The sequence below is a fragment of the Dactylosporangium sp. NPDC005555 genome (assembly GCF_040605635.1).
In the GTDB taxonomy this organism is placed as follows: domain Bacteria; phylum Actinomycetota; class Actinomycetes; order Mycobacteriales; family Micromonosporaceae; genus Dactylosporangium.
Genome location: NZ_JBEXDG010000073.1, coordinates 24477 through 48216 on the forward strand (window position 1 = coordinate 24477; position 23740 = coordinate 48216).

The window sequence follows — 23740 nt, forward strand, 5'->3', positions numbered from 1 at the left end:
GCGCACCGTGCCGCCGACCCCGCCGCTTCGTCACACCCTGCGCAACGGTCTGCGCCTGGTGGTCCTCCACGACCGGAGCCTGCCCGCGGTCGCGGTCTGCGTCTGGTACGACGCCGGTTCCAGGCACGACCCCTCGGGCGGCAGCGGCCTGGCCCACCTGCTCGAACATCTCATGTTCCGTGGGTCCTCCGGTGTGGCCGCTGGTGAGCACACCGCGTTGATCGAGTCAGCCGGCGGGGAGACCAACGCGTCGACCGGGTTCGAGCGGGTCCTGTTCTACTCGACCGTTCCCAGCCGGGAGCTCGGCCTGGTCCTGCGCCTGGAGGCGGACCGCATGTTCGGCCTGCCGGACGGGTTCACCGAAGGTGAGCTGGAGATCCAGCGGGCGGTCGTGCTCAACGAGCGCCGGGAACGGTATGAGGACGTGCCCTACGGCACCGTCTGGGAGACGGTGGTCGCGGCGACCTTCCCGGCCGGGCATCCCTGCCATCACCTGCCGATCGGGACAGCCGCCGGCATCGCCCGGGCGACGCTGGCGGACTGCGTCTCGTTCCACCGCCGCCGCTACGCGTCGTCCAACGCCGTCCTGAGTGTCGTGGGTGACGTCGACCCGGACGCCGTGGTGCGGCAGGTTGAAAGCCTGTTCGGCAGCGGCCCGCCCGCACGTGACCCGGTTGGTTACAGCGCGACGGCGGCGCCGGTGCCCGTACCGGCGTCGACGCAGCGGATCCGGCGCACGCAAGGCGTGCCGGTACCGGCGCTGTCGCTCGCCTGCCAACTGCCCTCGGCCCGGACACCCGCCGGCCCGGCAGCCGATCTTGCGGTGCTCCTCCTCGGCGGTCTGACCAGCAGCCGCCTGCACACCGGCCTGGTCCGACGACGGCAACTGGCCTCATCGGCCCGATTCACGCTGCTCGCGCTGCACGACTTCCCGTCCGTCGGCATCCTCAACGTGCGGCTCTCGGCCGACGCGAGTCCGGCTGACGCCGAGACGGCACTCGACGGGGAGATCGGGAGTTTCGCCGACGCCGGCCCCACATCGGCGGAGCTGCGCCGCGGCCTGGCACAGATCCGCCGCAGGCACGGTGACGCGACTGCGACGCTTGCCGGGCGGGCCCGAGAGCTGTGCCGGTACGAGACGCTGTTCGGCGACGCGGACATGCTCAGCGCCGCCCTCACCAGATCGTTGGACGTCTCGGCCGAGGACGTCCGTGCGGTCGCGGCCCTTTACCTGACTCCGGCGCACCGCGTCACCTTCCTGATCGAACCGGAGCCGGCCCGGTGACGGTACCCACGGATCCCACCTGTGCGGGTGTCTGGGAATTCCCGCCGGTCGAGTCGGTACATCTTGACAACGGAGTACGCGTCGTCACCTGCCAGCGGGACGACCAAGACGTCATCACCATCGAATGGCTGATCCACGCACCACTGTGGAGCGAACCAGATCCGGTGCGGGGCGTCGCCGGGATCACCCTCAGCGCCATCTTCGAGGGAGCTGACGAACGGTCCGCGCTGGGCTTCATCGAAGCGATCGAGGGCTGCGGCGCCACAGTGAGCACCGGCGTCGAGCACCTGGGCCTGCGGATCACGGTGCAGGTTCCAGGCCCGTACCTCGCCAAGGTCGTGCGGCTGGTCCGGGGCGCACTCGCCGGCCCGCCGTTCCCGCCGTCCACGATCGACCGGCTCGTGCGGGCCCGGCTCGACGCCGCGCTGCGGGAGCGGACCAGTCCGGAGCGGCGTATGTCGACCGCGTTGCACACTGCGCTCTTCGGCCCCGGCCACCGGCTGTCGCAGCCCGCACACGGCGAACCGGACACCGTCCGCGCCATCGACAGGGCCGCCGTCGCGGCGTTCCACGCCGAACGTTTCCGCCCTGGATCAACCACTGTCGTCCTGGTCGGTGACCTGCGGGCCCACGACGCGGTCCGGATCGTGCGGCGGGCCTGCGGCGACTGGGACGGACCCGGCCCCGCCGGTGTGCCCGAGCTGCCCGGCTCGGTGGCGGACGGCCCGGGTGTCGTCCTCATCGACCGGCCTGGCGCGGTGCAGTCCCGGCTGGTGCTCGGCCGCGCCGCACCAGGTCGGTCGCATCCCGGATGGGATCCGCTCCTCATCGGCAACCGCTGCCTCGGCGGCTCGACCAGCTCACGACTGAACCGCGTGCTGCGCCAGTCGTCCGGTGCCACGTACGGTTTCGTCTCCACCCTGCTGCCCCTGCCGGGGCGGAGCATCGCGGTGGCCCGGGGCGCGGTTGCCGCGGAGGCGACCGGGCCTTCGATCCGTGCGGTGCTCGACGTGCTGCACCAGGTGCGCCGGGACGGATTCACCGACGAGGAACACCGGCTGGCTGTCGCGCAGGTCGTCACCGCCGCGCCGCTGCGGTATCAGACCTCGACCGCCGTGGCGGACGAGATCTCGCGGCTGCTGCTCGACGGCACGACCCTCGATCGGCTGCCCGGCTCCTTTGCACAGGCGGCCGGCGTGACCGCGCCCGAGGCCGCCGAGGCGGTCGCGGCGGCCTTCGCACCCGAACGGTTGTTCATCGTGGCGGCCGGCGACCGGGCCGTCCTGCAGGACCAGTTCGGCGGCCTCGGCCCCACGACCGTCCTCGACCTGCGGCACTGACGCACCTGCACCTCGCCGAGCAACGGAGGTGACCGTGCAGGTGCCGCGTACACAGCCGGACGCGGCGTCGACTCGGCCTGTCCGGAACCGGCAGGAGACTTCGCGGTCGTCGAACGTCGGGGCCAGCTCCCACGTGCGTCAGACAACAGGCGCCGCGGCGGGTACGTGAGCCGGCCCCAAGGCCCTGCCAGGCAGGCGTTCGGCCATCCGCATCACTGTCCAAGATCCAGACTGGCCAGCACAGACGGATCCCGACCATCACGACCAGCCATCGCGACGAGGAAGTCCACCCCTTCCGCGCAGTCCGCCTTGGCACGGAACACCTCGCGCATCCGTGCCGTCGCCGCAGCGAACGCCGGCCCTCGGACCTCGTCGATCATCTTCACCATCGTCGCGACGTCCACGGTGGCGGCGTCACCCACCAGCCCCAGACCGTGGTACTCCACCCTTGCGCCGTTGCCCGGCTGGTCGTTCCAGCCGGGGAACACCACCATCGGCACCCCGAAGTAGCACGCCTCCCGCAACGAGCTCAGCCCGCCATGGGTGATGAACACGTGCGCCCGGGACAGGGCTTCCAACTGGGGGACGGCCCGGACGACCTGCACGTTCTCCGGCAGTCCCGCGGGCGGTTCGATGTGCGCCTGGATCACGGTCGTGCAACCGAGCCGCCGGGCTGCCTCGATCACCACACCGAAGAGCCGCTCGGCCGGCGGATATTCTGCGCTGTACGTGCCCATCGAGCAGTAGAGGACCAGTCCGTCGGGCGGCACGAACGCCCAATCGAATGGTTCGTCCCTGCGGTCCACGTCGACGCAGGATCCGACGTACACGCGGGTGTTCCCGGTTTCGCGCCGCACCGGGAAGTCCAGCTCACGCGGCGCGGCCACCAGTTCCGGAGCGACGGGCCGCGGCCCGTACTCGGTCCACACGATCCGCGTGCCGAGCTGACGCAGCCGGCGGATCGTGCTGCGGACCGGAAGCAGGCCCAGCGACCACGGCCAGATACGCGGCCGCACCTGCTCCCAGTGGCGGGCACGGATCAACCGGTCGGCCCAGGCAAGCCGGTACCGTACGGGATGGGGCCGGTCGTCGAATCGCAGACCAGTGAATGCCGGCGGGACCGAGGGGTTGTACGCCCTCGTGAGCGAGGTGTTGAAGTTGACCACCGGAATGCCCAGCCGGGCCGCCTCCCCCGCATACCTCCACACCACGCTGTCAAGCACCACGACGGCCGGCCGGATCTCGGCCAACAGGCTCCCCAACCGGGCCGCCATCAGTGCCATGTCGCGACGATGGTGGCGGATCTCGGCCCGTCGTGCGCGTCGGCGGGACCTCGTGGCCGGGGCCGTGAAGGGCGTACTCGGCAAGGGCTCATATGCCAGTCCCTGAGCGGCCAGGTAGGGCTGCAGCAACGCCGGATCACCATAGATGCGGTCGTCGAACAGCTCGTGCTGCGGCCCGGTGAAGAGCACCCGGTAGCCGAGACCCGTCAGGCGTTTGGCCAACGTGAGGGTGGCGCTGGCAGCACTTCGCTCCGCCATCACGACGAAGAGCACCGTCTTCGGTTCGCTCATGGACGCATGCCTTCCTGATCGAGGTCCGCCGGCACATGATCGACCAGCCAGATGGGACCGTCGGCGCAGTCGACGCGGACACCGTCGGCCGGGGTGATGCTCGTCCGGTGCAGCCGGACCAGCTCCCCGTTCAGCTCAGCGACCGGACCGGCGGAGCCGAGCCCGCCCAGGCTCCAGGCGCGGACCAGGTCGTGGATCGACGCCGCCGGCGACGACCAGTCCACGACACCGTTCTGCGGGGTGAAGGGTCCGGCATAGGTGGCGTCGGCAGCGGACTGCGGCTCGCCCGCTTCGGCTTGTGCCGCCCGTTCGAGGGCTGGCCCGACAACCGCTTGGACGCCCTTGCCAACCCGCATCCAGATGGCGGACCCGAATGCCTGCACCGGAACCTCGAACCGCACACTGGCCAGCACCGGCCCGGTGTCGTAGTCGGCCTCCATCCGGTGTGCGGTCACGCCGAGCGTCCGGTCGCCGCGGCGAATGGCCCAGTGCACGGGGAAGGGGCCACGCAGTTCCGGCAGGATCGACGGGTGGAGGTTCACCGAGCCGTAACGCGCCAGGGCCAACAGGTTCTCCGGCAGCCGCCACGGGAAGCCGCACACCAGCAGCAGATCGGGCCGATAGCCCTCGACGCTGGCGGTGAGCTGGTCGACGTCGTCCACCACGACCAGATCCATGCCCGACGGGGCGCTAGCGAGGATGGCCTCGACCTGCCCGATCCGTTCTGCGGACGACCGGCCGCCACGGGCCGAGTGACTCCGCGTGGCCAGCGCCGCGACCGGCGTGTGGCCAGCGGCGCGACACGCGCGAAACATTCCCCGCAGCGAGAGGAAGTCCTGTGAGACGAGCACTGTCCGCATGTGACTAGCGCGCCTTTCCCACGGCACGCTCGCCTTCCCGCGCCCGCACCCCGTCCGCTGCCAATCTGCTCAGCTGCAGGTAGTCCGTCTTTCCGCTGGCGTTGACTGGCAGATCGGGCAGACGGAGCAATCGGTGGGGAATCATGTGGGCCGGCACGTGATCGCGGAGGTACGCCCGGATCACCTCGTCGCTGACATCCTCGCCGCACCAGGCCGCGAACAGTTCGGTGCCGCCCTGCTCGTCCGTGATGACGACGACGGCCGCGTCGGTCACCGCCGGGTGCCGGCGCACGGCCGCCTCGACGTCCCCCAGTTCGATCCGGTAGCCGCTTAGCTTGACCTGGCGGTCCAACCGGCCGAGGTGCACGAGCAGGTCGCCGGAACGGCGGATCCGGTCGCCGGTGCGGTACCACGCCGTCTCGTCGACCGGGACGCCGGCGGTCCCGGTATGACCGGCGAAACGGCCGACATCGTCCTCAGGCACCACGTAGCCACCGAACCGCTGGGGACCCCGGATGAGCAGTTCCCCTTCCTCGGCCGGCAGCCCGCCGGAGTCGACCACCCGCCACTCGAGGCCGGGATAGACCTGTCCGATGGGCACGGTCCCGTTGCTCGTCTCGGGCAGGTCTGCGAGGTCGCGGGGAAGCCGGTAGTCGGTGCAGCTGACCGTGAGCTCGGTGGGCCCGTACACGTTCTCGATCACCGATCCGGGAGCCGCCCGGTGCCAGCACTCGGCGATGTCGACCGGCAGGGGTTCTCCGATGAATTTCGTCCACCGCAGGTCCGGCATGCTTCCGGGCTTGAGCTTGCCGATCCGGCGGGCGTACGCGGCCAGCGACGGTACCGAGAACCAGTGCGTCAGTCGCCGGGCCGTCGCGTACACCGCCGGCAGGAGCAGCTCGCGGTTGCGGGGCACGACCAGCGTGGCGCCGGACGTCCACGCGCCGAAAAGGTCGAACACCGACGGGTCGAACGTCAGCGCGAACGTCTGCGACATGCGTGCGCCGGGGCCGAGCTCGTATCGTGGCACCACACGGTCCAGGTAGTGCACGACGTTCCGGTTCGTGATCGGTACGCCCTTCGGCCGGCCGGTCGAGCCGGACGTGAACAACACATACATGGTGTCGTCGGCCTCCCCGCCGGCGCCGTCGAGCGGCCGGTCGGCAACCTCGGCTGCACCTGGTGCCGTGCAGTCCGGAAGATCCAGCACCGCTACGTTGCGACGTGTCAGCGCCACCCGCAGGTCGCCGCGGAGACCCCTGTCCACGAAGGCCGCCCGGAGGTCCGCCATGACGGCGACCGGGACGAGCGCGTCGACCGGGTAATCCGCGCCCAGCGGCACGACCACGTGGCGGGCTCCGAGGATGGCCAGATAGGCGACGTAGGTTTCCAGCTGCCGGGTGGCCAGCAGCCCGATGCGGCTCCCGGCCTCCAGACCCAGTCCGTCGAGACGCGCGGCCGCGCGGCGGACGAGGGCGGCCAGCATGCCGTATGACAGCGAGATGTCGCCCATGTCGATGGCCGTGGCATCGGGCGACGTGCGAGCGGTCCGGACGAAGCGTTGCCAGGGGGTCAGCATCACGGTCACTCGGTCGACGCCTCGTGACAGGCCGTGAGGACGGCGCCGAACGTCCCGTCGACGAAGATGGCCTCCAGCGGAAATTCGAATCCGAGTTCCGCCTCCACCCGTTCCATCATGGTCACGGCGAGCAGCGAGTTGCCGCCGAGGGCAAAGAATTCGTCGTTCTCCCGGACTTCCGGCACGCCGAGGACGGTGCGCCACTCACGGGTCAGCACTTCGGTAACGAGGTCGTAGGAGGGCAAGGCGATGACATCCTCACGTGACGGCGGGTCGGATCAGGGCGGTGTGAAGCCGGAGTGGGCCGGGAAACCCCTCGGCGGGATGTTCACCCGATGAGCCGCGACCCGGCCGCCCGCATGTCGCTGGACTTGGTCAGGTCGCGACTCACGTTGACCCGCTTGAACCATCGATCGGTGCCGTCGTAGCGGGACCGGAACGGACTGCGGCCGTGCACCACCCTCTGGTTGTCGAGGAACAGGAAGTCACCCGCGTCGAGGACGCATACCTCTGCGCGGGTGTGCAGCAGCGCGACAGCATGGGCCAACGCCTCGGCCGCCTCGGTGTCGCCAGGGACGGCGGTCATGTAGGACTCGTCCAACCGCAGGAACGGACGCGTCGGTGAGCCGTGGAGGACCGATATCCGTTGCTCGTCGCACCGCAACGCGTCGATGCTGGCGAACGTCTCCGCCGCGCCGGCCATCGAGTTGTTGCGAGGGAGGTGCGACGTGTCCGGGAGGATGACGAAGCGGTCCTCACCGAGCACGCGGCGCTCGTCATCGCTCAGTGCCGTCACATCCAGTTCCGCCACCGTGGTCGGGACCCGGTCCGGGTTGCGCAATGCACCCAGGATGATGTGGTCGGCCCGGTACGGGTGGAAGCCGTCCTCGGTGTGCAGGGTGAGCCGCACCTGACTGCCGGTGCCGAGCCGCTGCGATTCGTTCTCCCGGATCGGGAAGATGTCATTGACGAGATTGCCGTCCTGCTGAGTGGCCCAGCCGAACGGCTCGCCCAGCAGCGCGGCGTACAACAGGACCAGAATCTCTTCCGGAAGCTCGGGATGATCGCGCCGGTTCCGCCAGTGTGCAGGTGTCGGCCCGATACGGTCATCGTCGATCCGGTGGCCGCGCAGCATGAAGAAGCCGGCCGCCTCGCCCAGCGCAAATTGGCGGAGCGCGCGGCGGATCCGCAGCGGAATTCCGGCGGTCAGCAAGGGGAGTTCGCGAAGCAGGTCAGGATCGTCACTGGCGCCGTAGGTGGCCGCTATTCGGGTCGCGAGAAGGTGGAGCTGGTCCGCCTCCCGGTCGGTCACATCGAGTGTCGAAGGGTACAGCGAAGTCGATCCAGGCATCATTACACCCCGTGTACGTCGATCCGGTCACGAATACCAATATCAGCAGCGCAGAGCAGGTTTTCCACTTCGAAAGGGAAGGCCGGAAAGGCTCAGCACCGTCGATCAGGTCTCCATTTCGGGCACCCCCGGTCGAATGATTCCGCCTGGCAGAAAGACGGTTCTTTCACACCGCACCGAGAGCCTCCAGCGCGAGCTGCCCGAACTGTGCGGTGACGTCGCACCGGGTGCACGATCGATGGACGCTCCGGTAGTGCTCCGGAAACTCCTTGGGCAGGTCGACGGCGGCGCCGGCCCGTACGGCGTCGATGACGAAATCGGCGAGCGGGTCCGCCCAACGCGCCAGCTCTTCGGCATCGGCAAGCCGCCGCAGCGCGCCGGGCGCCAACGTGTGCAGCGACACCTGAGCTTCCGGCCGGGCCAGAGCATCCGCTATGGATCCGTCGGTTCCGGTCATCGCGACCAGACCGAGGATGAAGGCGGCCGCCCACAAGTCGGACAGCGCGGTGTCCGGTACGGGCACGTCGTCCGGACGGGCGGCGGCCAGGCGGGCGATCGCCGCCGACGCGGTGGCTCCGGGGCCGGCCGGATTCCTGCCGAACGCATCGAGCAACTCCGTGATGGGCCGGCTGTGCCACTCCATCTGGCCGGGGACGTTCCACAGCCGGAATTCGGCGGCGCGGTCCCACCAGGAGAAATACGGCAGAAGGGCGGGTACGTCGAGGATCGGCCCGTCGGGTACGCCCGATTCGGCGAGGTCCGACCGGTAGCAGACCCCCGGCCGCAGTCCCAGGTACGAGTTCCCGATGATGCTGGGAGTGTCCCGGTGCTGCACCAGATTGCGTACCGACACCAACGCCGGGACGCCGTTGCGGGCAAGGAGGTCGTGGATGGCCTCGTCGTCCGGGACCGTGAGGGGCAGGGGAGCGAAGAAGGCGTCGACCTGCCGAGCGATTGCCACCGGCAGCGCGAGCGCCTGGGTCGGCACGTAGTGGTCCAGCGCCGGCACCCAGGAATCGCCCCGCAGGGCACCGATCCGGGCGGCGGCGGCGGTCGCGCTGGCCCATTCGGTGAAGAACGACAGCGCATGATCCGGGTGGCGGGCGACCGAGTCGGCGACGTGCGCGAGAAAGCTCGGATGCACCAGCACGTCGTCCTGCACGACCAGGTGATGCGTCACGTCCGCACCGGCCTGTCGCCAGGCGAGCCTGGCACTGCGCAATGTGGCCTTGCCCTCGTGCGGTGCCGGGTCGCAGGCGATGGTGACCGTGGCGCCAGTGGTGTCCGCGGCGCTCAGTTGCTCACGCAGCCGCTGGGCCGCCGCCAGCCGGGCCGGATGCGTCATCACCGCGACAGACAGCTTGGGCCTGACTGAACCTTGTGGACGTACCGTCATGACGTGGTCTCCCTTGTCGTGCTGACGACCTGCGGATATGTCGATCATTGGCTTCCGCCGTGCCCCGCGTCAGCATGGCTTCGGTTCAATCCGGCACTGAGATCTCTGGCGAACAAGCGGTTGATGCCGTCCAGGGTGGCCTCCCGGCCGGCCGAGATCTCGTCGAAGGAGTCGGCCACCAGGTTGAGCACGGCCATGCGAAACCCGTTCCGCGAGCGGGGATCGCCCGCCGACGCCACCTCGTCCACCCCGACGACGCCGGGGAGCCGGAGCAGGTCCGCGGCACTGACGTCGGAGAGGACCGCCCCGCGACGGTCCGGGAAGGCGGGCAGGAGCAGCAGTGCCGAGCCGGAGAGACCGTCAAGTGGCTCCGCGGGGCTTCGGCCGACCGCCAGCCCGAGGGCGGCTCGAATGAGGTCCGGTCCGTGGGCAAGTCCGACAAGTCTCGACAGGTACCCGGCTGTGCGTCCGTTGACCTCGATCAGCTCGGGGCCGGTCGGCGTGAGTTTTACCTCGCTGTGGGTCACGCGCCACGTCACACCCAACGCGTCCAGGCAACGGGAGGTGTAGTCGAGCACCTCGGCTAACATGTCGCCGGGCAACCGGCTGGGAACCAGGTCGCCGACCTCGTTCAGCGAGTCGGCGCCGTCGGCGCCGCAGTGTTTGACCAGGGAAGGCCCGAGCTTGTCGACCACGGCCACATGCCGGTGCCGATCGGTGTTGATCGTCTCGACCGAGACGAAGTCGCCGAGCCACCCGACACCGGAGGGGTGCGCGCCGTCGGGTATTCGCGTCTCGTACAGCAGACCCCGCCAGGCCGCCCGCGCCGTCATCTGGTGCCGGAAATCGTCAGCGGTGTCGATCATCGCCAGGCTGGTGCCGGTGTTGGCGCGGCGCGGTTTGAGGACCCCGGGCCGCCCCAACTCGGCGACGGCCGCGGCGAGATCCTCACGGGAGTCCACGCCGCGGGCACGAACGGAGGTCAACCCGTGCTCGCGCAATGTCGATCGTTGGACCAGCTTGTCCCACGCATGGTCGACGCCGGTCCTCCCGGGCAGGCCGGCGCTCGCCAGAACCCGGTCCACCAGGTCGAGTTCCGCATCGTGAAACGTCGTGACGCCGTCCAGCCGGCACTGCCGGACCAGCGTCGACTCGCTGCCGTCGGCGACGACCACGGTCTCGAACAGCCGCCGAGCGAGCGCGACCAGACCCGGCTGCTCAGCGGCGACCTCGTCCCGGATCAGCAGGACGGGACAGCAGACACCCTCGGCGGCCCGTTTGATGTCGCGGAGGCTCGCCGCGCCGAACGGCGCGTGCACGACCCCCACCCGCGGCCGGGTTTCTCCCGCCATGCGTCTACCGGTCCGGGCCGAGGGGGCCGCTGATCCGGGCGAGCCGGTCCACGACCGCGTCCAGCGTGGCCCGCGCGTCGGTTCCGGACATGGCGTCGGTCCGATATCCGGCGTACAGCGACCACGAGCCGTCCGGCCCCGGATTCGCCTCGATCACCAGGGGCACCGAACTGCGCGGAACGCGTACCTCGACGATCTGCAGGCCGGGCAGGGACCCGGGTCGCTGGTTGAGGATGATGCAGACCTGGGTGGCGGGAATGCCGCGTGGCAGTCCGGCGCCGATCTCGCCGACGGGTGTGTGGGCGTGCCGGAACGCCTGGTAGAGCCGTCGTCCTACGGTGCGGAGCCCGTCGTCGCGGTCGAAAGGGAGCACCAGGTGATTGACGAAGCAACCCACGGTGTTGCCGAAGCACGGTTCGAACCGCCCGGACGACATGGTCTCGAGGTGGAAGGCGTCACGGTGCAGCACCTGGCCGACGGCCCCCGCCGCGGCCGTCAGGAACGCGGCCGCCGCGCCGGGCCGCCGCAGCGCTGCCGTGGAATCCGGCGGAAGGGCGGTCACGTGTTCCGCGCGCTCGCCCTCCGCAGCATCCACCCCGTCGAACACGGGGGGCAGCGGGTCGGCGAGCAACCCCTGCCAGAACGGGGTCTCGGCGGCGCGCCACGCCGCCAGCCGTTCGTTCTCCCACCGGACGAAGTCGCCGTAGGGCGTGACAGCCGCCACAGCGTCCGCCGGTGCCACACCCAGGCGCAGCCGCCGGCAGGCGTGGGCGAAGTCGTGCAGGAACACCGACCGGGACCACCCGTCGAACGCGATGTGGTGCACGCCGACGCAGAGCAGCACCTGCCCGCTGGGCAGCGGGACCGCCCAGCCGTGCGTCGGCGGGTCCCGGCTCAGATCCAGGGGCATCGACCACCACCGCGCGAGCACGTCGTCGGCGACGGTGGCCGGATCCGCCGACGAGGTCGGCGCGGGCAGCACGGTCAGGCCGGGTTCCCCGGGGTCGATGTGCTGCCGCGTGCCGTCCGGGTGGTATCTGCTGCGGAGCACCTCATGTCGGTGCACGACGAGGGCGAAGGCCGCCTGGACCGTCGCAATGTCGACGTCCGACAGGGTCGCGGCGAAAGCCATGCGGTTGTCCACTTTGCCGGGCAGCGCCTGTTCGGCCGTCCAGAACCGCCGCTGCCCGTGGGTGAGCCCGATCGAGGAATCCAACAGCTCCGTCACCAGCCCAGATAGGTGGCCGGCGGCAACCAACCCGGCTGGGCGAGGCCGAACGCGGTCTGCAGCAGTCGTTCGGCGTTGCCCAGCGCCCCTTCCAGCCAGGTCGACAGGCCGGAGTAGGCCGCGCCGCAGATGAACAGGTCGACACCGGCAAGGGGTTGGCGCACCTGCTGAGCGACCTGCCAGGGACGTCGGCCGGGCCGCCAACCGTGATACGCGCTGCCGAACGGATCGGCCGTCCAGTCCCGCACCGAGATCCAGCGCGGTTGCGGCACCTGGACTCCGTGCAGCAGGGCCAGCTGCCGCACGGTCTGCCGCATGATCCGCGGGAGGTTCGGGTCGTCGCCCGGCGTCGCGGCGTGCTCCGGCAGCGGCACGAAGTAGTCGTAGGCGCGGTCGTCGTTGCAGACCACGCTCAGCACGGCGTCGTCCCGTTCGTCATACGATCCACGTAGCAGACCTGCCGGATCGGCGGATCGGTGGGCCTCGGCGAAGTGCAGCGTGTCGCGGTCCAGGACCATCGACTCCAGTTCCTGGTGCGCACGTCGCAATACGGTGCCGGCCGGGCACTCATACTCGCCGGGGGCGTTGAAGCCCACCACCTGGTTCTCGATGACGTCGACCCGGCCGATCCCGTGCCGGCCGGCGACGGCGTTGAGCCGCTGGACCGGCGCCAGCTTCTCCCCGTCCAGCGCGCACGGGGTGCCGCCGTCGAACTCGACCGAGATCTCGTCCGCGCCGGTCGTGCGGGCCGGGTCGGCGGTCATCAGGTAGATGCCCTCCGGCGGCGCGCTGTGGATGTCGTCGAAGACGCCGCACTCGATGCTCGCGCCCGGATGTTCACGTCGACGCTGTACGGACGGGCCTTGGTCACGTCGACCAGGATGGCGTGCCGCTCGGCATAAGCGACCTCCTCCTCCCGGTTGCGCAGCTCCCAGGTCATGGCCGGCGCCAGCACCTCAAGCCTCGGGTTGAGCGCGGCGACGCTCGCGCAGAACCGGACCTGGTCGTTGCCCATGCCGGTGGCGCCGTGCGCCACTGCGTCGGCGCCGACCTGGCGGGCATACCGCACCAGCCGCTCGCTGATCAGTGGTCGCGACAACGGTGCGGCCAACAGGTACTGCCGGTCGTAGGCAGCGTTCGCGCGCAGCGCCGGCAGGACGTAGTCGGTGAGGTACAGCTCCCGGACGTCCTCGACAAAGGCGTCGTTGGCACCGGTGGCGAGCGCCTTGTCCCGGACTGCCGGGAAATCGTCGGACTGGCCGACGTCGGCGCAGTACGCGTACATTTTGGCATCATACCGCTCCGCGTCCATGCAGGGTGACCGATGTGTCCGGCCCGCCGGAGTACGCCATGACGATCTTCATGCGGATGTCCTCTCTCGGTTCGTGGTGAACGACCGCGCGGCAACGGTGCCGATCGCATCCCACCTCACCGGCTTGTCCTCCTGCAGGTCGCAGCTGTACCCGAGGCCGACGCTCTTGGCGATCACCAGCACTTGGACCAACGCGCCGTAGGCACGCCCGGCCCGCGCTCGCACCAGCTCCGCGACCACCGGGTTCTTCTTCTGCGGCATGATCGAGCTGCCGGTCGCCATTGAGTCGGCCACGGTGAACAACCCGTATTCGTGGCCGTTGAAACGACGATCTCCTCTCAGCTTGATCTTTAACCTGGTCGGTCGTTGAGGGTCTGGTCCCGCAGGGTGGTTTTGCCTACGTCGTGGCGGGTGGCGGTGGTTCGGTTCTTGGATCCGGGTGGACGTCCGGGCCCTGGTGCGGCGGCTTCCGGTGCTCTGGCGGGACGCAGGGTTTCGGTCGGAGGTTCCGGAATGCGCGCCGGACGCGGGCCGGAGTGAGTCGAAGCGGCGAAGGTAGGCATGCCAGAGTCTGTCCACATGCGACGGTGAAGCGTCGCCGTCGTTGCCCGTGTCGCCGAGTATGCGGGAAGACCACAGCCACAACGGTTTCGGGTCGTGGTCGCTGGGCAGCCGGTCGACGGTAAGGCAGATCAGGGTGCCTTCCAGGACGGGGAGTTCACCGGGGTGGTCCAGCCACGCGGCGCGATGGGTGAGCCGGGGATGCAGCCGGTCCCAGGCGATGGCGACGGCGGTGCCGTAGCGGGTCGTGCCGGTGGTCGTGATGACCGCCGGATCGGACCAGGTGTCCCGGTCGGCGAGCCGGAATTCCTTGCCGTGCTTGGGTGAACGCCCGCGTGCGTCGGGTCCGCGGGGTGCGACCGGTTGCCGCAGAACCCGGTCGCTTCGGATCCTGCCCAGGATCTCGACGGGCAGGTCGGTGAGCAGGAACGCCAGCCGGGCCAGGTCGTAGCCGGAGTCGAACACAATGCGCGGCGAGGCCGCCGCCCTGCTGGAACGGGATCTGCCCGGCATTCCACCACTCGACGTCACGACCCTGCTGGACCTGACCGGACGCTGGCCGCTGCCGATGGCACTGACCAACGGCGCCCTGCGGCGCCGGGTCGACCAGGGTGAGCCGCTCACCGACGCTGTACGAGCCGTGGTGCGGCAGCTGTCCGTCGACGGCCCCACCGTGCTCGATCTCGGTGTCCTGGCCCGCCGGGAACGGGCGGTTGACCTCACCGTGCGGGCCAGCCTCGACCTGCTGGCCCCGGACGACCAGCGACGGTTCCTCGAACTGGCGATCTTCGGGGAGGACGTGGTGGTCCCGGACCGGACGACCACGCTGCTGTGGACCCGGGCGGGCGCCGCGACCGGCGCGGCTGCCGAGCGTCTGCGGACCTCATTGGCCGATCTGGCGCTCGGCCAGCGACAGACCGACGGCGTCCGCCTGCACGACGTCATCCGCACCTATCTGCGTAGCCGCCTCACCACGCCGGAGCTGGTTGCACTTAACGACTCGCCGAGGCCCGCACCTGCGACCGAAACGGGGCCTACACCAGCGCCATCATCATGCTCGGCAGCCTCCTCGAAGGCGTCCTGCTCGACGCGCTTAAGGCGCGAGTCCCCAACCCCACCAAGCCGCTGGACAAGTGGATGCTCCACGACCTGATCGAACTTGCCACCGCGAACACTGGATCCAAGCCGACGTCTATCGCTTCGCCGCAACGGTGCGCCACTATCGCAACCTTGTCCACCCCAACGCGCAGGTGACGCTCGGCGACCTCCCCGACCAGGACACCATCAAGATGTGCTGGCCCGTCATCAACGCCGCGCTCAACGACCCAGCTGCGTCCGCTATTTCGTAACAAGCCAGTGGTCGACTCGAAGTGCGCACTCTCGGAAGATCACGGTACGGGCGTTCGTGTCAAAGATGTGTCACGATCATCCACAGTGGACACCCAAATTGGGCGGATGAAAACATCCGAGTCAAGGTGTCGATCACGTGACGTCGCGATCGCCGGAAACTCGCATAGCGCCTGGTCAACCGCGCTCTCACGTCGAACACCGGCAGGCCGTCGCGGACCCCTTGACTCCACCCGGCGCAGCGGCGAGAGATCCAGCGAGCACGCCGGGCGACCGCCAACGACGGTAACCGTACGGTCGTACGGGCAAAATCGTGTGTCATGAAACGATCAGAAGATTCAACATCGTCAACGCAAAAGGCCAGCTGAGCTGGCCTTTTGCAATGTCGGGACGGCGGGATTCGAACCCACGACCCCTTGACCCCCAGGCTTGCAACAGCTCCACTGTGGAGTGTCCGCTCATGTCAGCCGGTGTTCCCACATCCAAGTGACCTGCCCACATTAACATGGCTGCGTGTTGGCCAGTGTTGCGTCATACTTCCGCGTCCGCCTGGAGTTGATCTCCATCGTGAGCGCATTGTTAGCGCGCTCCAATCAAGTGCCACTCCTGGTGCTGTGTCCACGCTGGCTCTCAACCCACCCCCACGCAACGCCGTCCATAGTGTTCTGACCCAACGCCGAATAGATAGAAGCCCCATGAACCCACGACCCGACACTCCTTGACTCCGGCATCCGCGACGGGAAGGAGCGGCTCCCACCCCTTGGCCGGCAGTGGTGCCGGCGTGGGCCCTGAGCGGCACTTCTTCCGGAGACGGCGACAACCCAAGGCCGCCTGAGCGCGGCACGGCTGTACCGGCGTGGATACTCGACGACGTGGTAGCTGACGCCTTAGATACAGAGTACGAGAACGGAGTCGCCGATGTTCTGGCCTACCTGGCCGGCGACGCGGCAGTGGTGCAGCGTAATGTCCGCATGCCAGGAAGAAGGAGCGGCACCGACCGACAGATTGATGTTCTGGTCGTTGGAGCGCTCTTCGGGACGGGTAGCGCGAGCATGGTCGTTGACTGCAAACGCTACGCGAGTGCGCTCGATGTCAATGACATCGGAACGTTCGTTAGTCTCGTAGAGGATGTAGGCGCCGACATCGGCCTTCTCGTCGGAACGAGTGGCGCGAGCCAGGCGGCACAGCAGTACGCAGACAGCGTTCGCGGTATTCGCTTAAATGTTTTCTCCCTAGATGAACTCGCGGCGTGGTCTCCGCCCGGGACAGTTCACTTCGACTACGCGGTCCCGGCAGAACTTTACGTAAACGTTGTTCGTGCAGCCAGAAGGGCTGGGTTTCGAGTACGGGAGGTCGAGGTGCCAGATTGGCGAGGCGAGATCGGGCTCGGGTTCAGCGCCTTTCGGCATTTCGGCGCGCCCAACCCCTCAGCGGATCAGCAGGTCGATGCGCGCACCCAGATCGAAGTAGCCATGCAGAGCGCTGGAGTCAAGGAGCCGATTGCCCTCGGGAACGGCGTGACTATCTCGGGCGGCACTCCGGCGCACCGCTGGCTCGACGTCACAGTGATGGGCGTTCCTATTGGCCTGAAGGTCATCGTTTCGTCGGAGGAAGAGATCAACGAACAACTTGACATGGTTGCGGAAAAGCTTTTTGGCAGGGCGCCACGCGACGACTTCGACGTCATCCGACCGAACCTTTGGCCGATCCCGACGATGTTTCCTCGCTGGTGAGTTTGCCAGATTGCCAGGGCGTGCACCTGGGCTCAACCCGTCGCGAAGCCCTTTGCAGGGATCAGCCTAACCATGATGGCTTCGAATCGGTGGGCGCGGTGGTATAACCACCCGTTGGTGCTCGCCCCGCCGCCCTGAGTAACAGTCACACGACTCGATCTGGACCCGACCGAGCTTCGATGGTGAAGGGCTGGTTCTCCTCGTCGGTGGAATGCCGGGTGTAAAACGGCGCGGGGTCGAGGGCTGGGTTGGGGCGAAGACGACGACGGGTTCCCAGATGAAGGACTCGGCGACGGCGCGTAGGCGCTCGACCCCCTGCATCGACTGATCGACGGTTGTCTCGACGGCAACGCGGATATAGCTCAGCAACGCAGTGCTCAACTGGGGTCCTTCGCCACGCTGACCTCCAGGGCGAACGCGAGCTGGCTCAGCTGCAGGGCCGCGCCGGCGTGGTGGAAGTCGACGCAGTGCCCGGCGTTGCGCACGAGGCGTCCGTCGACGACCGGCGCCGACGTGAACGACGCGGCGTAGTCGGCGGCCTGGGCGGCGTCGGTGATCCACAGGTGGCGACGCGTAGGTCCGATGGCCGGAGGCGGCGGTCTCGCATGACGTTTTCCTCCGGGTCGGAGAGCCGCCGAGCGGAGAGCCCGGCAGCGCGTGGTGGTCGAGTCGGGCATCCCGCAGGAAGGGGCCGATCGAAGCCGGAGGCTCCTGGATCAGGCGTGGAGTGCTCCCTCGAGGTGCTCAATGTTCACAGCCAAGGTTGTTGCCCAGCGAGCCAGTGTTCTGCCGCTGTCGTGGGCACCATCCTCGACCTGTTCTCTCTTCCGATGGTGCGGTGGAACGCTGCCGAAGCCGCGTTGGAGCTCTTCCAGGGCAGTTCCCCGCTGCGCGTTCGCCCGATCCTGCGCGACTCCGACGGCACCATGGTTGTGGTTCATAGCGGCATGCTGATCCCCGCCCTACGGGAACGAGGCGAGAAACCCTGATTGCCGATCAGCGATCATGGGACGTGTACAGCAAGCGCCGCGGCGACTACCTGGAGCGGGCACCGATCGACCTGGTCGCTGTCCACCTGCCCGGCTGGGCTCAGTACACCACGCTCAAGCAGCAACTCCTCGACATCACGGTAGGACAGGTTGTACCGCAGGTACAGCCGGACCGCGACCATGATCACGTCGGGCGGGAACCCGGAACCCGGCGAACGCCGACTGCGGTGGCAGGGACGGACGCCGACGGGTCGCGAACTTCATCGTGCAAGCACGCCGAACACGGGAGCGCTCTATGCAACCGACCCGATTCGTGGCTCCCAAGCCTCCCGTGTCACCCCGATCGACGACGACAATTCGGCTTGTGCCGCCGTAGTGTACCGAGCGCGCTGGATCGAATTGGGAGGCCGGGATGCCGCGTCACGAACAGCCCGCACAGCCGGCCAACGTCGTCGGGCCGCTCTGGTCATCGTCTGCTTCAAAGACGTACCCAGGTCGGTTCCCGTTGTCGGTCGAGCGGTACACCATGAACGTGGTCGACCGGCTCGTTCCTGGGGTGACCACGGTTACCCTCAACGCCCGCTACTACGCCCTGCACGGCCTGATCGCAGCTGAGGCACGCAAACGCAATCTGGGGATCACCGCTGCGCAGGACCTCCTTCGTCGGGCCGAGGTGGTCGTCGGTGCCGTCTCCACCCAGCACTATCAACGACATCACGCCGCACATGAGGCGATCTCACGTCCGCATGCCTACGATGTGATCCTTCCGAAGGTACGCAAGGGGGGCGTCGACATCGGCGCGCTTGCGGCTCCCAAGGTGTACGCCCAGCCGAATTGGGGATTCTGGCCAGCCTATCGAGGTTCGGAAATGCTGCTGCGGATCGTCACCCGCGCCAACGAGATCGCCCCAGGTGAACGCTTCGACCATGCCGCGGTCCGAGCCGGCCTCGACGGTGTGCTGGGCCTCGTCAACGAACGAACGCTGGACACCGACACCCTCGACACGAACGCGGAACTCTGTGTGTGCGGCTCCGTCGACAGTCCGGACGGAGCCTGGCTCGCCGAGCTCTTCTCGTCACCGGGCGCCGACTCGAACGCCACTCGTGCGGGTGTGCGCCGGCAGACCCTGCGGATGATCGCCCGGGTCGTGCAGCTCACGGAAGTGCGCCGTGTAACGCGGGACATCTCCCGATTCGTCGCCTACGATCCGGTCGCCTTCGACGACGATGTCCTTGCCGGCATCGACCTCACTGCGGAATGGCGGGGCCTGGTCCTGAGGAACGCTTCCACGACGGCATGGCGCGGTCTGTGGGCCTGGCTCGTCAACAGCATCGAGGGACTCACCACACGAGCCGACCTGTCCGACCGGTTCGCAGCCGCGTTGCCGAGCGTGACCACGAAGAACTTTCAAGACGGGCTGCCCTCGACGCTCACCGACACCGGCCGTCCGGCTCCAGCCGAACACGACCCAGATCTGGCCGCAACAGCGACACCATTGTGGAGCCTCAGTGTGCTGCTCCTCGGCGCCCGGCGCGCCAGGGAACTGACTGGCCATGAGCTGCACGGATTCCAGGGGCACGACCCCGAGGACATCCTCGAGGAACTGGCGCCGACCTGGCTGGCCGACCGCCTCGACGACTGGGCCGACCGGCCACTGCGCGACTTCGCGCGCTGGCTGACCATGATCATGATTGACCGGTCCCAACGACTGGCGCTGGCCAAGGCGCGCCCCGACCCCAAGAACGGGACCCTGAAGATCCCTACCCGGGTGCACACCCGCGACGAACTGGTGTTCCGCGACTCCACCGAAACAGCAGGCGCGGCGGCGCTGCGATGGGACCAACTCGCCGGCATCCTCGCCGGCATGGGTGTCCTCGCCCGCGACGAAGACGTATGGACCCTGGGACCACGGGGGGACCTCCTTGTCTGACCAGCACTCCGCCGGCAGCACGCAAGCGACAGCCACCGAACCCCCGGACATCGAGACGTCGACCTCCCCGCTCACCCACCTCTTCGCCGAGGAGCGGCACGGGGACAGACAGGCCCGCGAAGCGCTCTTCTGCACGTTCAACGCCGACCTCGGCTTCTTCGAACGGACCGTCTTGGGCGTCACCCAATCCACCGGCGCTCGTGTCACCGTCGTCGGCGATGCCCGTATGTCCGACCCGGATCCACGTGCCGCCCGGAATGCGGGCACCCGCTACGTGCACGGTGTCGCCGCCACCCCGCATGGCAGCGCCTTCCACCCCAAAGTCGCTGTCGTCGTCGGGCCGCAACGCGCGCTAGTCGCTGTCGGATCAGGCAATCTGTCCGTTGGCGGCTGGCACCTCAACGCCGAGACGTGGACGGTGGCCACCGCGAACCAGGATCGGTGCCCGGCACTCGTGCCCGAGCTCGCTACGTGGTTACGCACCCTCGACCAGGTCTGCGCGATCAGCCCGACAGCCGTCGACGGACTCCACCGGACCGCTGCCGCACTCGATGCCCTCGCCACCGGCAGCACGATCATCGACACCGGACATCACTTGGTGCACAGCTCCACCCAACCCATCATCGACAACCTGCCGACCGGTCCCATTGCACACCTGCTGCTCTACGCACCGTTCCACGACGAGAACGCCTCGGCCGTCCAGACCCTGCTCCAGCGGTTCAGGCCCGGCCGGGTAACGCTCGCGGTGCAGTCACGCGGCCGGACCGTCATCCAACCTGCGTCGATCGAGCGGGTCGTCGCGGAACTGAACGTGCCGCTGAGCGTGATCGAGGACGACGCCAAGGCGTACCGGCACGGCAAGCTGATCGAAGCCGTCGACACGAACGGCCGTCGCTGGACCCTGACCGGAAGCCCGAACCTGTCAGCGTCCGCGCTGCTACTCCCAGCCACCGGCCGAGGAAACATCGAACTCGGTATCGTCGCGAACCCGTCCATCAGTCTGTTCCCGTCCGGCTCACCGATCAGCCTGACCGACGTACCCGCGGTGTCGATCACCAGCTCCGCCGCGATACGTCAAACCAGCAGAGTGCTACTCATCGCGGCGACCCGCACGGCCGGAGGCGTCCACATCACGTTCGCCCGGCCGTTTGACGGTCCGGTCGAGATCCACGCGTCGCTCGAGGCGGAGTACGACGTCTGGAGCCGGATCGGCACGGCCCCGGCCGGCGCACAGCATCATCTGCTCGCTGGGGTGGATCTGCCCGGCGGATCACGCGTCCGCGGCGCCTGGCACGACGGCCCTGACCTCCAACACGGCACACTGATCTTCGTCACGGACCCCGACCAGGTGATGACCAGGATCGGGCAAGAAGCCACCCGAAGCGCCGCCACCCACGACCCCTACACGCTGCTCGCCGATCCTCGCCTCGTCGACATGTGGTTGACCGGGATCGGCCAGCTCGCCGCAGCTCGCAGGACGGTCGCATTACTCGGAGCCGGCGGGACGACCGGACCGGCCGGCAAGTCAGAACGACACGGCGGCGGGATACGGATCGACACCGACGCCGAAGATTGGCTGCGCTACTCCGACGACGCGAAAGCCCGCATGGGCGAGCACATGTTCCACTTCGCGCTCGGTGGCCTCCCCGCCCTGGCCGCCTTCGCAGCCCGGTCACATGCAGGCTTGCTGACGCCGACCGACCGCCTGGTCGACGAGCGCACCGCAGGACTGGACGGCGACGACGCGAACTCCGTCAACGACGACAGCGACCCATCGACCAGCACCAACGAGGAGCCCGACGACAGATCCCGCTTGTCCGATCAGCACAAGCGTCGAATTCGTCGGCGCCTCACCAGCGTGGTCATGGAAGAGATGCCCAACTACTCCGCCGTCGACCGGCTGGCCATCAGCACACTCGTCCTAGTCGCCGTCGAATTAGGAGTGTGGGCATCGGCCCTCGGCGAAGACGGGTGGATTGACGTGCTTGCCACCGCGATCGAGTCGGTGGACCTCGGTGACCTTCCGCTCCCCCTCGAAGCAAGTGCGGCCAGTTTCGCCGCCGTGGCCATCTACCTCATACGCGATCACCTGCCGACCACGGGGCGAATCCGCGAGGCGCTGCGCTACGAGACAGCAACCAGCCGCACGGCGCACCTCTACCCCGCCGCAGAACTCAACCTCGTGGCAGGGCACGCAGGCCCTCTCCATAACAGTCGCGGCTTCCCCGTCGACCCGGACGACGTCATGCGAACCATTGCCATGATCGTCCAAAACGATCCGCTGACCGATGCCACGGAGGTCGTCGAGGCTCGGCACCCGACCTGGCGAATCCATCAGCACAGCGCCTCCGTTCTGCACATCCACGGGAATTTCCGGACTCCATTCGCCGCCGCGGGAGAAGCGTTAGACAGCATCGGCGGTGTCGCCGTTGCCGCCATCTGGGCCACCAGTTCCCACGGCGGATGGGCGCTGGTCGCCCGCGACGGCAGCGATCTCATCCATGTCGAACAACAGCACGGCCCCGTTCTATGGCGGCACTACCGCCTGACCCAGCTCACCACCGCGACCCGGGTCGCGCAGGACAAAGAACTGGCCAATCGACTCCGGGTACCACACGGCCCATTGGTCCAGCCATTCGAGACCGCAACGACCGTCCTCACCTCAGCCGGCGTAAACATCACCATCGGGGCACCGACATGCTTCTGACGAATCAGCGACGGGACCTAACGAGCGTGGCGGCCGCACCCACCACGCCAAGGAGAGGTGGCCTCCCGACCTGCAGCGCTTCCATCGACAGACCAGATGCGATCGCCCGATACCAAGCGACACCAGACGGACGTGCAGCTATTGGATTGGACGCCCGTGCCACAGACGCACGTCAACCGCGTGCACCATGGTCAACATGCCGGTCGGTTATCGGTTGGCTGGCGGGACGCGTTCCTGGTCATCGCCGCGCCCGGCGCGATCATCGCCCTGCTGTAGGGCGTCGCGTACCAGATCACTACGGCCTCACCCCGCGGCCCAGGTCGACCAGAACAGACGCCACTGCGGATCAGGCTGGTGGACGGGCTCCTCACCGAAAAGGAGTGCGCCGATCGCGCTCGCCGCGCTCGCCTGGTCCTCAAGCCGGTGACGATCTGCAATCGGCTCGCACACTACGTACACCGTGCTCTCGTGAACCAGCGTCTGGCACGGGTGCCCGGTCTCGCGCCGAATCAGCGACCGAACCTGACGACGTAGTTCACTCTGTTGATCACCGGGCACACCGTGTATCTCCGCGTAACCGCGTTCCGTCACGACGTCAGCGACTACTCTCGCCGCGAGCGGCAGTTGCGGATCAATCGGCGGCGGCGGGAACAGCCGGTCCATCAGGGCCAGGCACCGTTTACACGAAGGCGCGAACTCGGGATCTTCGCCGTAAGGACTGATCGACCCACCCTCTCCCCCGATCATCACTACCCAGGGGCGACCACACAACGTCGTCGGACACCAGCGTTCCAGGAGAAGCGCTTCATGGTCGTAGTTCGCCAGTCCCGGCCGTCGGCCCGCCGGTTCCGGCTGGAGCACGAATTCCGGTACAGCCGCCTGCTTCGGTCCATTAGTCTCCGCCACCGCGGTCAGATGCGTCCTTGTCCCGCCGCCTGCGGAGGTAAGCAGGAGCTCCGCCTGCCCAACGATAATCACGTTGACGCCGTGCTTGTCCCCATCCACCGCCCCAGTGTCGGCGACAAACACTGATCCATCCAGTTCAACCCGCTCCGCCCGAACGACTAGGCCACGCCCTGCACCAGGACAAGCGGTCCTACAACTGAGGTTCCCCCCGGGGAGTGGACACCGAGTTAGCAGGACTGTGGTTCTGCTGGGAGGATGTCCGTCGTGCCTGCTGGTAAGCGTCGGTCGTA

Annotated in this window: 20 protein-coding genes and 1 pseudogene; 8 read left to right on the forward strand and 13 right to left on the reverse strand. The window is 68.2% G+C overall.

The window, feature by feature from the left end:
* The first annotated feature begins 7 nt into the window (after nt 1-7).
* Both ABZS58_RS44765 and ABZS58_RS44770 read left to right on the forward strand, forming a co-directional pair.
* Nucleotides 8-1285 (forward strand): pitrilysin family protein, encoded by a 1278-nt coding sequence (locus tag ABZS58_RS44765; protein ID WP_354790280.1) that lies wholly within the window; start codon nt 8-10, stop codon nt 1283-1285.
* Nucleotides 1282-2625 (forward strand): pitrilysin family protein, encoded by a 1344-nt coding sequence (locus tag ABZS58_RS44770; protein ID WP_354790281.1) that lies wholly within the window; start codon nt 1282-1284, stop codon nt 2623-2625. Before ABZS58_RS44765 ends, ABZS58_RS44770 begins: the two co-directional genes overlap by 4 nt.
* A 212-nt stretch (nt 2626-2837) precedes the next feature.
* On the opposite strand, the gene ABZS58_RS44775 is transcribed toward ABZS58_RS44770, so the two are convergent.
* The 11 genes from ABZS58_RS44775 to ABZS58_RS44825 form a co-directional block, all read right to left on the reverse strand.
* Nucleotides 2838-4199, reverse strand: a complete 1362-nt coding sequence (locus ABZS58_RS44775; protein WP_354790282.1) for a glycosyltransferase — start codon at nt 4197-4199, stop codon at nt 2838-2840.
* Complete coding sequence (locus ABZS58_RS44780) at nt 4196-5059, reverse strand: formyltransferase family protein (RefSeq protein WP_354790284.1); 864 nt, start codon at nt 5057-5059, stop codon at nt 4196-4198. The genes ABZS58_RS44775 and ABZS58_RS44780 overlap by 4 nt, the downstream gene beginning before the upstream one ends.
* 4 nt (nt 5060-5063) lie before the next feature.
* Nucleotides 5064-6638, reverse strand: coding sequence for an AMP-binding protein (locus ABZS58_RS44785; RefSeq protein ID WP_354790308.1), 1575 nt, complete (start codon nt 6636-6638; stop codon nt 5064-5066).
* 5 nt (nt 6639-6643) lie between these two features.
* The gene (locus ABZS58_RS44790) at nt 6644-6883 is read right to left on the reverse strand and encodes a phosphopantetheine-binding protein (RefSeq protein WP_354790285.1); all 240 of its coding nucleotides are present in this window, start codon (nt 6881-6883) and stop codon (nt 6644-6646) included.
* Between the two features lie 83 nt (nt 6884-6966).
* Entirely contained in the window at nt 6967-7950 is a 984-nt protein-coding gene (gene gntD / locus ABZS58_RS44795) for a guanitoxin biosynthesis L-enduracididine beta-hydroxylase GntD (protein ID WP_354790286.1), read from the reverse strand.
* Between the two features lie 205 nt (nt 7951-8155).
* A complete protein-coding gene (locus ABZS58_RS44800; protein WP_354790287.1) occupies nt 8156-9385 on the reverse strand; it encodes a hypothetical protein in 1230 nt (409 codons plus the stop codon).
* A gap of 44 nt (nt 9386-9429) precedes the next feature.
* Nucleotides 9430-10704, reverse strand: coding sequence for a hypothetical protein (locus tag ABZS58_RS44805; protein ID WP_354790289.1), 1275 nt, complete (start codon nt 10702-10704; stop codon nt 9430-9432).
* A 37-nt stretch (nt 10705-10741) separates the two neighbouring features.
* Nucleotides 10742-11965 carry a condensation domain-containing protein gene (locus ABZS58_RS44810; protein WP_354790290.1) on the reverse strand — a complete coding sequence of 408 codons (1224 nt, stop codon included), beginning with the start codon at nt 11963-11965 and terminating at the stop codon, nt 10742-10744.
* Nucleotides 11962-12786: an FAD-dependent oxidoreductase gene (locus tag ABZS58_RS44815; RefSeq protein ID WP_354790310.1), complete on the reverse strand. Its 825-nt coding sequence runs from the start codon at nt 12784-12786 to the stop codon at nt 11962-11964. Before ABZS58_RS44815 ends, ABZS58_RS44810 begins: the two co-directional genes overlap by 4 nt.
* Nucleotides 12729-13277 (reverse strand): argininosuccinate synthase domain-containing protein, encoded by a 549-nt coding sequence (locus ABZS58_RS44820; RefSeq protein WP_354790292.1) that lies wholly within the window; start codon nt 13275-13277, stop codon nt 12729-12731. The genes ABZS58_RS44815 and ABZS58_RS44820 overlap by 58 nt, the downstream gene beginning before the upstream one ends.
* 48 nt (nt 13278-13325) lie before the next feature.
* Entirely contained in the window at nt 13326-14303 is a 978-nt protein-coding gene (locus tag ABZS58_RS44825; RefSeq protein ID WP_354790294.1) for a transposase, read from the reverse strand.
* Nucleotide 14304: 1 nt separating this feature from the next.
* Here ABZS58_RS44825 and ABZS58_RS44830 point away from each other — a divergent pair, with 1 nt between their 5' ends.
* From ABZS58_RS44830 to ABZS58_RS44845, 4 genes are all read left to right on the forward strand, one after another.
* Nucleotides 14305-14991 (forward strand): hypothetical protein, encoded by a 687-nt coding sequence (locus ABZS58_RS44830; RefSeq protein WP_354790296.1) that lies wholly within the window; start codon nt 14305-14307, stop codon nt 14989-14991.
* A 58-nt stretch (nt 14992-15049) separates the two neighbouring features.
* Entirely contained in the window at nt 15050-15187 is a 138-nt protein-coding gene (locus ABZS58_RS44835; protein ID WP_354790298.1) for a hypothetical protein, read from the forward strand.
* 870 nt (nt 15188-16057) lie between these two features.
* On the forward strand, nt 16058-16918 hold the full coding sequence (locus ABZS58_RS44840) for a restriction endonuclease (RefSeq protein ID WP_354790299.1): 861 nt from the start codon (nt 16058-16060) through the stop codon (nt 16916-16918).
* 797 nt (nt 16919-17715) lie between these two features.
* Complete coding sequence (locus tag ABZS58_RS44845; RefSeq protein WP_354790301.1) at nt 17716-17907, forward strand: hypothetical protein; 192 nt, start codon at nt 17716-17718, stop codon at nt 17905-17907.
* A 104-nt stretch (nt 17908-18011) separates the two neighbouring features.
* Here ABZS58_RS44845 and ABZS58_RS44850 read toward each other — a convergent pair.
* Nucleotides 18012-18089 (reverse strand): annotated as a pseudogene (locus tag ABZS58_RS44850) (IS6 family transposase); the annotation flags it as partial.
* Nucleotides 18090-18433: 344 nt separating this feature from the next.
* Here ABZS58_RS44850 and ABZS58_RS44855 point away from each other — a divergent pair.
* Both ABZS58_RS44855 and ABZS58_RS44860 read left to right on the forward strand, forming a co-directional pair.
* The gene (locus tag ABZS58_RS44855) at nt 18434-19837 is read left to right on the forward strand and encodes a hypothetical protein (RefSeq protein WP_354790303.1); all 1404 of its coding nucleotides are present in this window, start codon (nt 18434-18436) and stop codon (nt 19835-19837) included.
* Nucleotides 19830-22544 carry a hypothetical protein gene (locus tag ABZS58_RS44860; protein ID WP_354790304.1) on the forward strand — a complete coding sequence of 905 codons (2715 nt, stop codon included), beginning with the start codon at nt 19830-19832 and terminating at the stop codon, nt 22542-22544. The genes ABZS58_RS44855 and ABZS58_RS44860 overlap by 8 nt, the downstream gene beginning before the upstream one ends.
* 303 nt (nt 22545-22847) lie before the next feature.
* On the opposite strand, the gene ABZS58_RS44865 is transcribed toward ABZS58_RS44860, so the two are convergent.
* Nucleotides 22848-23549, reverse strand: coding sequence for a hypothetical protein (locus tag ABZS58_RS44865; protein WP_354790306.1), 702 nt, complete (start codon nt 23547-23549; stop codon nt 22848-22850).
* Nucleotides 23550-23740 lie beyond the last annotated feature (191 nt).

What these genes read in the sequence shown, in the direction of transcription:
- ABZS58_RS44785 (WP_354790308.1), bottom strand. Translation starts at nt 6,638, where the DNA reads ATGCTGACCCCCTGGCAACGCTTCGTCCGGACCGCTCGCACGTCGCCC.
- ABZS58_RS44775 (WP_354790282.1), bottom strand. Translation starts at nt 4,199, where the DNA reads ATGAGCGAACCGAAGACGGTGCTCTTCGTCGTGATGGCGGAGCGAAGT.
- ABZS58_RS44830 (WP_354790296.1), top strand. Translation starts at nt 14,305, where the DNA reads ATGCGCGGCGAGGCCGCCGCCCTGCTGGAACGGGATCTGCCCGGCATT.
- ABZS58_RS44820 (WP_354790292.1), bottom strand. Translation starts at nt 13,277, where the DNA reads ATGGACGCGGAGCGGTATGATGCCAAAATGTACGCGTACTGCGCCGAC.
- ABZS58_RS44780 (WP_354790284.1), bottom strand. Translation starts at nt 5,059, where the DNA reads ATGCGGACAGTGCTCGTCTCACAGGACTTCCTCTCGCTGCGGGGAATG.
- ABZS58_RS44800 (WP_354790287.1), bottom strand. Translation starts at nt 9,385, where the DNA reads ATGACGGTACGTCCACAAGGTTCAGTCAGGCCCAAGCTGTCTGTCGCG.
- ABZS58_RS44855 (WP_354790303.1), top strand. Translation starts at nt 18,434, where the DNA reads ATGAACGTGGTCGACCGGCTCGTTCCTGGGGTGACCACGGTTACCCTC.